This window comes from Microbacterium sp. (assembly GCF_003248605.1).
GTDB lineage: Bacteria > Actinomycetota > Actinomycetes > Actinomycetales > Microbacteriaceae > Microbacterium.
The window spans coordinates 1-10,691 of record NZ_QFPF01000088.1 but is presented as its reverse complement, the minus strand read 5'-3'; the positions used below and the strand labels follow the sequence as shown (position 1 = coordinate 10,691).

10 protein-coding genes and 1 pseudogene are annotated in these 10,691 nt (G+C 67.6%); 7 read left to right on the top strand and 4 right to left on the bottom strand.

Annotated features, from left to right (window positions below; genetic code table 11):
* Window positions 1-81 precede the first annotated feature (81 nt).
* Entirely contained in the window at window positions 82-327 is a 246-nt protein-coding gene (locus DI573_RS11385) for a hypothetical protein (RefSeq protein WP_292814202.1), read from the top strand.
* A 21-nt stretch (window positions 328-348) separates the two neighbouring features.
* Here the strand turns inward: DI573_RS11385 and DI573_RS11380 are convergent, their stop codons facing one another.
* Window positions 349-918 (bottom strand): helix-turn-helix domain-containing protein, encoded by a 570-nt coding sequence (locus tag DI573_RS11380; protein ID WP_292814199.1) that lies wholly within the window; start codon window positions 916-918, stop codon window positions 349-351.
* Between the two features lie 49 nt (window positions 919-967).
* Here DI573_RS11380 and DI573_RS11375 point away from each other — a divergent pair, with 49 nt between their 5' ends.
* The 3 genes from DI573_RS11375 to DI573_RS11365 all read left to right on the top strand — a co-directional run bounded on the left by DI573_RS11375 (window position 968) and on the right by DI573_RS11365 (window position 4,469).
* Entirely contained in the window at window positions 968-2,053 is a 1,086-nt protein-coding gene (locus tag DI573_RS11375; RefSeq protein WP_292814197.1) for an SDR family NAD(P)-dependent oxidoreductase, read from the top strand.
* Window positions 2,054-2,116: 63 nt separating this feature from the next.
* Window positions 2,117-3,061: an alpha/beta hydrolase gene (locus DI573_RS11370; RefSeq protein ID WP_292814194.1), complete on the top strand. Its 945-nt coding sequence runs from the start codon at window positions 2,117-2,119 to the stop codon at window positions 3,059-3,061.
* Window position 3,062: 1 nt separating this feature from the next.
* A complete protein-coding gene (locus DI573_RS11365) occupies window positions 3,063-4,469 on the top strand; it encodes an FAD-dependent oxidoreductase (RefSeq protein ID WP_292814191.1) in 1,407 nt (468 codons plus the stop codon).
* A gap of 51 nt (window positions 4,470-4,520) precedes the next feature.
* On the opposite strand, the gene DI573_RS11360 is transcribed toward DI573_RS11365, so the two are convergent.
* From DI573_RS11360 to DI573_RS11350, 3 genes are all read right to left on the bottom strand, one after another.
* Window positions 4,521-5,552, bottom strand: coding sequence for an LLM class flavin-dependent oxidoreductase (locus tag DI573_RS11360; RefSeq protein ID WP_292814188.1), 1,032 nt, complete (start codon window positions 5,550-5,552; stop codon window positions 4,521-4,523).
* Window positions 5,553-6,119: 567 nt separating this feature from the next.
* Window positions 6,120-7,313, bottom strand: a complete 1,194-nt coding sequence (locus DI573_RS11355) for an MFS transporter (protein ID WP_292814185.1) — start codon at window positions 7,311-7,313, stop codon at window positions 6,120-6,122.
* Window positions 7,310-8,149 (bottom strand): MurR/RpiR family transcriptional regulator, encoded by an 840-nt coding sequence (locus DI573_RS11350; protein ID WP_292814182.1) that lies wholly within the window; start codon window positions 8,147-8,149, stop codon window positions 7,310-7,312. The genes DI573_RS11355 and DI573_RS11350 overlap by 4 nt, the downstream gene beginning before the upstream one ends.
* A gap of 128 nt (window positions 8,150-8,277) precedes the next feature.
* Here DI573_RS11350 and DI573_RS11345 point away from each other — a divergent pair, with 128 nt between their 5' ends.
* The 3 genes and pseudogenes from DI573_RS11345 to DI573_RS11335 form a co-directional block, all read left to right on the top strand.
* A complete protein-coding gene (locus DI573_RS11345; protein ID WP_292814179.1) occupies window positions 8,278-8,907 on the top strand; it encodes a tripartite tricarboxylate transporter TctB family protein in 630 nt (209 codons plus the stop codon).
* A gap of 2 nt (window positions 8,908-8,909) precedes the next feature.
* Window positions 8,910-10,460, top strand: coding sequence for a tripartite tricarboxylate transporter permease (locus tag DI573_RS11340; RefSeq protein ID WP_292814176.1), 1,551 nt, complete (start codon window positions 8,910-8,912; stop codon window positions 10,458-10,460).
* Window positions 10,457-10,691, top strand: a pseudogene (locus DI573_RS11335) (hypothetical protein); the annotation flags it as partial. The gene DI573_RS11340 and the pseudogene DI573_RS11335, both read left to right, overlap by 4 nt.

Genomic DNA, 10,691 nt, shown 5'->3' with positions numbered 1-10,691 from the left:
GTCGACAGATACACACGTTCGGCGGACTTGACCAGGCACTTGAGGGTGAGGGATCCGCACTGCAGATTCCCGGGGTGTCGCATGCCCACCCACCGGTGCGACGTCGACCACGGTGAGGATTTTGCCCTCGGCGGGGCCACCGATCACAGGAATCTCTGCGCCCTCTGCCGACGACATCACACCCTCAAGGGTGAGACGCCCTGGCGGGTGAAACACCACCCCGGCGGAGTCATCGAATGGACCTCACCCGGCGGACTCCACTACGTCGACACCCCACCACCCGTCACCATCGGATTCGTCCCCGACACCGACGACGCACCCTTCTGAGGACGCATGCGTGGGCGCGCATCAGCGCGGCACGAATGCGGCACGAAAGAGCGCACGCGCTCTTGCGGCGACGTCGGTGCGCTGGGTCGGAGAGCACCGCGCAAGCTCGGTCGCCAGCATCCCCGTCGCGAGCATGACGTCCTCAGGTTCGATATGCGAAGCCACATAACCCGCGGACTTCTCACGCTCCAGCAGACGCTCGACCACCCCCCGGTAGCGTTCACCGAGGTGCATCACCCGAGTATCGTCACGGTGCGTCGTCGTCAACTCGATAAATGCCGTCGACACCATCGCCTGCGCCACGACCCGATCCAGAAGATCGTCGAGGGTACGATCTGCAGGCTCCGCGAACCGCTCGAGGTCGTCGAGATTCTCCTCGAAAACGGCCGCCGCCAGCGCGGTGCGATCAGGAAAGTGACGGTAGAGGCTCCCTTGTCCGACCCCGGCTCGACGTGCGACCGCATTGAGCGGGGCCGCGAGCCCGTGTTCGGCGAAGACCTCGCGCGCCGCCGCGATCAGCGCACGCCTGTTCGCGGGCCCCGCTGCCCGTCCCCGATTGGCCTTGGGGAGATCTTCTGCGGCGGACGACACCGGTGTAGCCTATAACCGGACATGGCTGTCCGGTAGAAAGGAACTCCTCATGGGCACCGCAACTTCCGCACTCTCGGGCGACTCATCCATCGCCACCTGGCTCGACGATCCCGTAGGCGGTGCGATCCTGCGCGACCTGCTCGCACAATCGGGCCAGTCGCCGGACGTCTTCCGCCCCGTGAAACGACTGGCGATCAAGCGGCTGGTCAAGATGAGCCGGGGATCGTTCACGCAGGAGATGCTGGACGACCTCGTCCGTCGTGCTGCCGCCGGTGACGTGCCCGCTTCGGCCGCCGGCTCAACGCCGCTTGCCGAGGAATCGCAACGTTCCCCGCACGATGGCGGCGCAGCATCCATGGCCGTTCCGCTGCGGGAATGGACGGAACGCATCGATACCGGCCGGTTCACCGGACAGACCCACATCATCACCGGGGCCGGGTCGGGCATCGGTCGCGCCACGGCCTCGCGCGTCGCTCGCGAAGGCGGGCGCGTCATCGCCGTGGATGTCTCGCAGGAGCGGCTCGACGAGTTCGTCGCCGACCACCCCGGCTCCGACATCGTCGCGCTCGTCGCCGACATCACCGACGATGCCGGCGTCGAGGGCATCATTTCTGCCGCGGGCTCCACGATCGACGGACTCGCGAACATCGCCGGCATCATGGATGACATGACCCCGGTCGGCGAGGTCACCGACGCGGTATGGGAGCGGGTGTTCCGCGTCAACGTCACCGGAACGATGAAGCTCATGCGCGCCGTGATCCCCACGATGCTCGCGCAGGGCGGCGGCTCGATCGTGAACACCGCCTCCGAAGCCGCGCTCCGTGGCTCGGCCGCCGGCGTCGCCTACACGGCCTCGAAGCACGCGGTCGTCGGACTGACGAAGTCGAGCGCATTCATGTACGGCCCCTCCGGCATTCGGGTCAATGCAGTGGCCCCCGGCCCGACCATCACCAACATCGAGGCCAGCTTCGCGTCGGCGCTGGGCGCCGAGCGTGTGCGCGCGGGCATGGCGGTCATGCCGGATGCTGTCGAGTCCGACGCGCTCGCCGCCTCGATCACGTTTCTCCTGAGCGAAGACGGCGTCAACGTCAACGGCGTGATCCTCGCCAGCGACGGTGGGTGGTCCGCAGCCTAGCCCGGCCACACAGGTCTCGGATGCGTGCAGGATGAAGTCGTGGACCCACAACCGCCGCGGAGGATGTCCGCAGACGATCTTCACCCCGATCTGCGTCGCGTCTACCGGTTCATCCCGAACATCCCGATCACCCACGCCTGGCAGCGCGCAATGATCCGCGGGCTGATGTCGCTCGCCCCCACCCCGCGCTCCACCGCTCGGGTCACGTACGAGCGGGTCGATCTCGGTCCGGGCGCGCGGATCCACCTCTTCTGCCCGGCGGGCGAGAGCACGGGAGCGGCGCTGATGTGGATCCACGGCGGTGGCATGGTGATCGGCGCCGCGGCGCAGGATCACCGCCGGAACGTCGCCCTCGTCGAGGAACTCGGGATCACGGTGGCCTCGATCGACTACCGGCTCGCGCCGGAGCACCCGTTCCCGCAGCCGCTGGAGGACTGCCATCGGGCGTGGGAGTGGCTGCACGCAGAAGCGCCCCGATACGGAATCGACGCGGAGCGCATCGCGATCGGCGGCCAGAGCGCGGGTGGCGGAATCGCCGCGGGGCTGGTGCAGCGCCTCGTCGACGAGGGCGGTGTACAGCCGGCCGCGCAGTGGCTGTTCTGCCCCATGCTCGATGACCGTACGGCCGCGCACCGAGACCTCGACGCGGTGCGGCACCCCGTGTGGGACAACCGCGCCAACAGGGTCGGCTGGCGCGCCTACCTGGGTGTCGAACCGGGCGGCGAGAGCGTGCCACAGTACGCGGTGCCCGCCCGCCGCACCGACCTCGCGGGTCTGCCGCCGACCTGGATCGGCACGGGGACCGCCGAGTTGTTCAACGCGGAGGACATCGCCTATGCCCGCGCGCTCGACGCGGCGGGCGTGGACTGCACTCTCGATGACGTCGCCGGCGCGCCCCACGGATTCGAATCGGCGAGCCCGACGCTGCCGCTCGCCCGCGCATACCTCGAGCGCGCGCAGGAGTGGCTGCACTCGAGGCTCGCCCCGCCGAGCGAAGAGGAGCGATGACATGCACAGCACCGTCTTCGAGCGCCATCGGCCCACGGCATCCGTCGTCTCGAACGCGCTGAGCGACACACGGCACGCCGTGTTCTGGCGCGATGACATCGCACAGCCTGAGCACCCGAGGCTCGCCCGTGACATGTCGGCAGACCTCGTCGTCGTCGGCGCCGGCTACACGGGTCTGTGGACGTCGGTCCGCGCGAAGGAGCGCGACCCCGATCTGCGCGTCGTGGTGCTCGACGCGCGCACGGTCGGGTGGGCGGCGTCGGGGCGCAACGGCGGCTTCTGCGAGGCCAGTCTCACGCACGGCGCCGAGAACGGCATCCGTCGCTGGCCCGAGGAGTCCGCACACCTCGAACGCCTGGGCCGGCAGAATCTCGACGAGATCGAGGCGACGATCGCGCGGTACGGGATGGATGCCGAGTTCGAGCGCACGGGCACACTGTCGGTCGCCGTCGAACCGCACCAGATCGACTGGGTGGCGCAGGACCCGGGGTTCCTGGATGCCGCGCAGACCCGCGCGCTCGTGGACTCCCCCACCTACCTCGCGGGCGCCTGGGAGCGGCGGGACACCGCACTCGTGCACCCCGCCAAGCTCGCCCGCGAGCTCGCGCGGGTCGCGGGTGAGCTCGGGGTCGAGATCTTCGAGCACTCTCGGGTGACGGGGCTGACAGAAGCCGACGCGGGCACGGGCCTCCTGGTGCGCACTGCCGCCGGCGCTGTTCGTGCGGAGCGCGTCGCGCTCGGCACGAACGTGTTCCCCTCGCTCCTGCGCCGCAACCGTCTCATGACCGTTCCCGTCTACGACTACGTGCTCGTCACCGAACCACTCAGCGCGGCGCAGTGGGCGTCCGTCGGCTGGGAGGGCCGTCAGGGCATCGCCGACCTCGCGAATCAGTTCCACTACTACCGGCGCACGGCGGATGGCCGCATCCTGTTCGGCGGATACGACGCCGTATACCACCCGGGCGGCCGGGTGCGCGCGGCGTACGAGGAGCGGCCGTCATCGTTCGAGACGCTCGCGGCTCACTTCTTCACGACTTTTCCGCAGCTCGAGGGACTGCGCTTCTCGCACCGCTGGGCCGGAGCGATCGACTCCTGCTCACGCTTCTGCGCGTTCTACGGCACGGCCCGTCGCGGCCGCGTCGCGTACGCCACGGGGTTCACCGGGCTCGGCGTCGGCGCGTCGCGCTTCGGCGCCGACGTCATGCTCGATCTGCTGTCGGGTGAGCACACCGAGCGCACCGCGCTGCGCATGGTCCGGGAGAAGCCGATCCCCTTTCCACCCGAACCCGCCGCCACGATCGGGGTCGAGCTGGTGCGCTGGTCGATGGACCGCGCCGATCACAACGAGGGCCGCCGCAACGCGCTGCTGAAGACCCTCGATGCGCTCGGCATGGGATTCGACTCCTGAGGAGCCGGACCGGGCCGATCCGCTGAGGCATCGGCTCGGCCCGGTCGCTCGTCAGGCCAGAGCGGGTTCGCTCGTCAGCTGGCTGGTGACCTGCGGGATCACGTTGTCGGCGATGTACTGGATGCGCGCCGACCCGGACTCGACCGTCTCTCCGGGGAACTGCGCCCAGAAGTGATAGTCGCGCACCTGCGGGTAGCGGCGGGCGAGCGAGACCAGCTCGTCGACCGCCTTCGGTGCATCCCACAGCTGATAGATGCCGAAGTCGAGCAGATCGTCGGGCGCGTCGAAGTGATCGGCCACACCCGAACCCTCGAAGGATCCCCACTCGATGTACTTGTTGACCTGGTAGAGCACGTTCTCGCCGATCCGGCTCCACTCCTTCTCGGGGTCCTCGGCCAGCACGACCCACTGGCTGGCGTAGATGTTGCCGTCCTCGAGCGGCCGTCCGTTGGCGACGAGCGCATCGAGGTACGTGTCGAAGCTGGCGTTCGAGAGCGTGATGACTCCGTCGCCGAGCCGGGCCGCGCGCTCGATACCCGCCGGCGCGACGGCGCCGATCGGCATCCGCGGCGTCTTCTCCGCCATCGGGGTCACCTTGACGGGCGGCATCGAGAGGCGTTTGCCCTGGTAGCCCTCGTCGCTGCCGCTCCATGCCGTGCGGATGATGGCGATCGCGTCTTCGAGCAGGCTGGGGCGCTGATTGCGGACGCGCCCGAACGACGTGAACTCGCGTTCGTTGTAGCCGAGGCCGACGCCCAGGTCGAAGCGGCCGTCCGTCAGCAGCGAGAGCGCATTGGCGTCCTCGGCGAGGCGGATGGGGTTGTGCAGCGCGGCGACGACGATGTTCGTCGCGATCTGCATCGTCGTCGTGCGCGCCCCGATGGCGGCCGCCACGATCAGCGGAGACGAGGCGTAGTCGTCGGGAGCGAAATGGTGCTCACTCAGCCACACCGATCCGAAGCCGAGCTGCTCAGCCCATACGATCTGATCCAGCGTCTCCCGATAAAGAGGCCCGATCGGCTGCGCATACTGCTGCGGGTTGCGAAAGTCGTACCAGAGACCGAACGTGGGTGCAGACATCATCGTCCTTTCCTCAAGCTTGTCGAACGTGCTCGACAGTAGGACGGGCGCGAGTGCAAGCTCGGCGGCTGTGCAGATTTAGAACAGAGGGGGCGGGATGCCGGGGCCGGGCCTGCGCGCGGCAGCGGCGCGGGCCGACGCGGATCATCCGCACATCGTGCGCCGCGATTCTCGCGACCGGTCGACCGGATCAGCGTCACGGAGCCGGTTTGGGGGTGGCTCATGGGCATGCGTTGACGTTCGTAGACGTCCCGACGATGGCCGAGCGCGATCACCGCAAAGACGAGAACGTCATCGGCGAGAATCGGAGCCACCTAAGGGAATCGAACCCTCATTCAAGCTGTTTGCGGCGTCGATTTCGATCAGATTCCGCTGAATCGCGCGGGTTCAGAGTCGGGTTGGATCAGCAGACCGAGAGCCAATCTGTGTGACGTGTGGGCAAGACGTGGGCACGGCCGATCTCCCGATATAGATTTTCTTGCTCGTTGGCAGAGAGTGTCGGGGCGAAACCCGTAGTCGGCGGTGCCATCGCTGGCGTCCCCCATGCCACCGGTGATTGCTGCGGACCGTTCATGGGGCCTCGTCACCGCCGGTCGTGCCGCTGGTATGGGATGTGGCGACGATGAGCACTCCACCAGCCAGCACCGCCGCGTTCGCCCAGAAGATTCCGACAAGCCCGATCGGAGCGGCAATGAGTCCGACCAGGAGGGGGATAGCGACTTGCGCGGCGCGGTTGGCGGTAAGACGCAGACCCAGAGCGGCACCATGTGCCCCTGCGGGTGTAATCGCGATGGTCCAGGCCATGGTCAAAGGCTGAGGGAGGCCCAGTCCGATGCCCATCGCGATCATCACAGGGATCGCGGTCCACTGGTCAGCGAACGGAAGCGCGATGAGCCCGATCGCGCCGATCCCCATCGCGCTGAGGAGAAGTGTTCGGCGGCCGAACCTGTCGACGAGCCGGCCGAGGCCGAGACGACTAAGAACGGAGACGGCGGCGCGCAGGGCCAAAAGCAGCCCGACCGTGAGCGGCGTGATGTCGCGCGAGACGGCCCAGAGCGGAACGAACGTATACAGCAGGTCGACCGTGACAAGGACGGCGCCGCTGGCCGTCAACGCACGCCACAGCTCCGGGGCTCTCATCACGTCGGCGAGCGGTGTCCGCCGAGACCCGTTCCGCCGAACTGATTTTCGCCCTACGTCGCTTGACCGCAACAGGAGCACCAGGGGAAGAGCAAGGGCGGTGAACGCCAGGCACACCGAGATGCCGATGCTGATGCGGTGCGGCGTCGACGAGGCCAGGGTCATCGCGAGGGTCACGGCTGGCGGCCCAATCAACTGGCCGAGCGATGCGGCGGCGGTGAGCGTACCGAACCCGCTGTCAGCGGACCCCGTGCGACTCGCGTGCGCGACGAAGGTCTGCTGCCCCACCGTGACGAACAGGTGCCCGAAGCCGATGATCAGCGTAGTGACGATGAGTTGAGGGATCGACTGCGGCACGAAGACCGCGATAGCAGCTCCGATGCACGCGATCACGAGACCCGTGAACGCGATGACGCTTCCGCCGACCCTGTCGCTGAGCCGACCGGCCGGCAGAGCCGCGGCGATGGTCGGCACGGCGAAGGACGCAGCGACGATGGCGAGCAGAAGCGCGCCACCGCCCAGCTCGAGCGCTCGGTAGCCCATCATGATGCGGACACCCACCCACGATGCCTGCGACAGGGCAGCCTGAAGGCTGAGCGCTACCCTCCAGGGCGGCGCGCTCACGGCCGCAGCGGAATCTCGTCCGTCCCACCCAGCATGCGTGTGAGCCCATCGACGTCTTCGCGTACCGCGCGGTAGCGCTCCGCGTCGAGGTGGTAGATCGCCAGCTGCAGGGCGTAGCAGATGGCCATCGGCACCAAGATGGTGCGGTACTCGCTGTCCGCAGTGCGGATCGCGGCGATCGTCTGGTCGGGGGCCGGCCGGAGATGGGCTCCGGGGACGTCCGTAATGAGCAGCGACCGGCCACCGCGGCGCCGGGCCTCGCCCAGCAGCGGCGGCAGCATCCGCGGAGTCTCGCGGAGGGCGAATCCGACAAGCACGCTGGAGGAGTCGAAGGGGACAAAGCGTTCCGCAAGATCCTTCGCCTGTGGGGACAGACTCACCACCACCATGCCGAGTCGCCGGAACCTGCGGGCCAGGAGTTCTTGCAGAGCGCTAGAGTCCGCGTTCGCGAAGACGTAGACGACACTCGCCCTGGAGAGCGTTCGGGCGGCCTCTTCCAGCTCGCCCTGATGTACGTACTCCGCAAGCCGCGCGAGACCGGCCCGTTCGTCTGCGACGAATGCTGCGAGATCAGCCCCCGACTCTGTGCGCATCGGTGCGCCCGGACGGAACGCATCCGACTCATCCGCGCGAAGGTCGCGCCGAAGATCGGGGTAGCCCCGGTATCCCAACTTCTTCGCCAGGCGTACCACGGTCGATTCGTGCGTCCCCGCTTGTGCGGCGACGTCCGCCGCGGTCGTATCGGATGTCGCGGCGCTGAGAAGGACCGTCATCACTTTTTGCTCGTTGGCACTCAGTGCGGCGGTATGGCGCGTTGCCACAGCTCGAAAACTCATGCGCTCTCCTTTGAGGCGTCAGGCGATTGCGTTGACAAGTGTGTCCTATCCTGCAATCCTGTGCAAGCGCGCAATTGAACTTGCGCACGTGTGCAAGAGCTCGCAGATCCGCAGAGAGGCGGTAGACGATGACGTCTGATGTGGCAGCGGTCCCCGGAGGGAACGCCAGGACATACCTGGAGTGGAGCGTCGTCACGCTGGGGATGCTCGGTGGCGGTGCGATCGCCATCGCCGGTCTCGGGTACGGCCTGACGAACACGACCGGCGTGGGCGCCGGGTTCTTCCCGCTCGTCGCCGGCGGTGCGGTTGCACTCGGTTCCTTGATGTGGGCCCTGCAGATTCTCGGCGAGAGGCGCCGACGCCACGCGGGCGCCGACAGCCCCGGCAGGGGCGAGCCGAGCGACAGCTTCGACCGTGTCGATCCGCCGACCGACACCGCCATCGGAGTGCTCGTGGTCGACGGCATCGATGAGGAGGACGATGACAACGACCTCCCCGACAAGACGGGTGTGCGGCGGGTGGCGATCGTCGTGCTCGCTCTCCTCCTCGCCGCCGTGGTGCTCCCCTGGCTCGGCTACCTCGCGACGATGACGCTGATGCTGTTCGCCGTCATGACGCTTGTGAGTGAGCGGCGATGGTGGATCGCCCTGATCGTAGGGCTTGGGGCGGCCATCGCAAGTCGATTCGTCTTTGAGACCCTTCTCGGCACTGCGCTGCCGCACGCGGGTTTCGAGCTGCTCCGAATGGTCGGGTTTTGATCATGGGCTTCGATGCGCTCTTCCAGGGCCTCCTGACGGTCCTCACGCCTGAGAACCTCCTCTTCGCGCTCATGGGGTGCGTACTCGGAATGCTCGTCGGGGTGCTTCCGGGCTTCGGCCCCGCCGCCGCCGTCTCCCTCCTCATCCCGGTGACCTTCACCCTGTCGCCGACGACAGCGATCATCATGCTCGCAGCGATCCTCTACGGCGCGGCGTTCGGGGGGACGATCACCGCCGTGCTCTTGCGCATCCCGGGCGAGGCATCGTCGGTGGCGACCACGCTAGACGGCTACGAACTGGCCAAGCAGGGCCGAGCCGGACCCGCGCTGGTGATCGCCGCCATTGGATCGTTCCTCGGCGGCCTGGTCGGCGTGCTGGGCTTCGTCGCGGTGGCACCCTTCGCCCGTATTGCGCTCGAGTTCGGCGCACCCGAGCTGTTCCTCGTCGCCTTCCTCGGGCTCTCGCTCATCACGAGCTTCGCGGGCAAGAACCCCGCAAAGGCGCTCGTCAGCGCCGGCCTCGGCCTTGCCATCGCCACCGTGGGAATCGACTCCGGCGTGGGCATCGTGCGGTTCGGTTTCGATCTGCCGGAGCTGTTCGACGGGATCTCGCTCGTCGCCATCGTCATGGGCGCCTTCGGTCTTAGCGAAATCCTCGCCCAGGCGCAGCGGGGGCCCCGCGGCATCCCGAAGCCGTTGTCGGTTGGCCGCCTCTTCCCCACCCGTGAGGATTACCGCCGTTCGTGGGGACCGTTCGCCCGAGGTTCGGTGATCGGATTCTTCATGGGGTTGCTTCCCGGTTCTCCCGGAGCGGCCACCTCGCTGGCGTCCTACGCCGCCGAAAAGAGGTTCTCAAAGCATCACCGAGCCCAGTTCGGGCGGGGAGCGATCGAGGGCGTCGCCGGTCCCGAGACCGCGAACAACGCGCTGGCCGTCTCGTCCATGATTCCCCTGTTCACTCTGGGCATCCCCACTTCCGCGACGGTCGCCATCATGGCTGGGGCGTTCACCATCAACGGGCTAATCCCGGGCCCGCTGCTGTTCCGAGACAACCCCGAAGTCGCCTGGGCGATCATCGCGAGCTTTCTGGTCGGAAACGTCATCCTCCTGATCCTCAACGTGCCGCTGGTGCGCGTCTGGGTCGCCGTGCTTCGGCTGCCCTTCGCCTACCTGATGGCAGCGATCCTCGCCTTCATGTTCCTAGGAACTTTCTCGATCGGCGGCAACACATTCGAGATCTACGTCATGGTCACCGCCGGCGTCATCGGCTACGTGTTCCACCTGCTACGCGTTCCGCTGACACCACTGGTACTCGCGATCATCTTGGGGCCGATGCTGGAGGAGAACTTCCAACGCTCCCTCGCGCTCTCGCGTGGCGACTGGGGCATCTTCACCAGCAGCCCCATCGCGATCGGACTACTCGTCGTCTGTGTCGTTGCGCTTCTCCTGGGCGTCTTCCGCCCCCTCCTCGCCACCCTCGTAGGGCGCCGCAGTCCGCGGCGCCCGCGTCCCACCCGCAACACAATCCCCACTGAGAAGGAGACCACAAAGTGAACAGTTACCGTCGACTGACACTCGCCGCCCTCGCCGCCCTCGCCGCGGCATCCCTCGCCGCCTGCTCGAGCACCGCCGAAGCGTCGCCGAGCGCCGAACCCTCTTCAGAGGCATGGCCCGACGCGGGAACCACGATCGAGTGGATCGTGCCCTCCGCAGCCGGCGCGGGCAACGACATCCTCGCCCGCATCGTCTCACCGGTGATGCAGGAAGAGTTGGACGCGACCATCA

Coding starts and splice junctions, on each gene's coding strand:
- DI573_RS11385 (WP_292814202.1), top strand. CDS start 82: ATGCCCACCCACCGGTGCGACGTCGACCACGGTGAGGATTTTGCCCTC.
- DI573_RS11375 (WP_292814197.1), top strand. CDS start 968: ATGGGCACCGCAACTTCCGCACTCTCGGGCGACTCATCCATCGCCACC.
- DI573_RS11370 (WP_292814194.1), top strand. CDS start 2,117: ATGTCCGCAGACGATCTTCACCCCGATCTGCGTCGCGTCTACCGGTTC.
- DI573_RS11365 (WP_292814191.1), top strand. CDS start 3,063: ATGCACAGCACCGTCTTCGAGCGCCATCGGCCCACGGCATCCGTCGTC.
- DI573_RS11360 (WP_292814188.1), bottom strand. CDS start 5,552: ATGATGTCTGCACCCACGTTCGGTCTCTGGTACGACTTTCGCAACCCG.
- DI573_RS11350 (WP_292814182.1), bottom strand. CDS start 8,149: ATGAGTTTTCGAGCTGTGGCAACGCGCCATACCGCCGCACTGAGTGCC.
- DI573_RS11345 (WP_292814179.1), top strand. CDS start 8,278: ATGACGTCTGATGTGGCAGCGGTCCCCGGAGGGAACGCCAGGACATAC.
- DI573_RS11340 (WP_292814176.1), top strand. CDS start 8,910: ATGGGCTTCGATGCGCTCTTCCAGGGCCTCCTGACGGTCCTCACGCCT.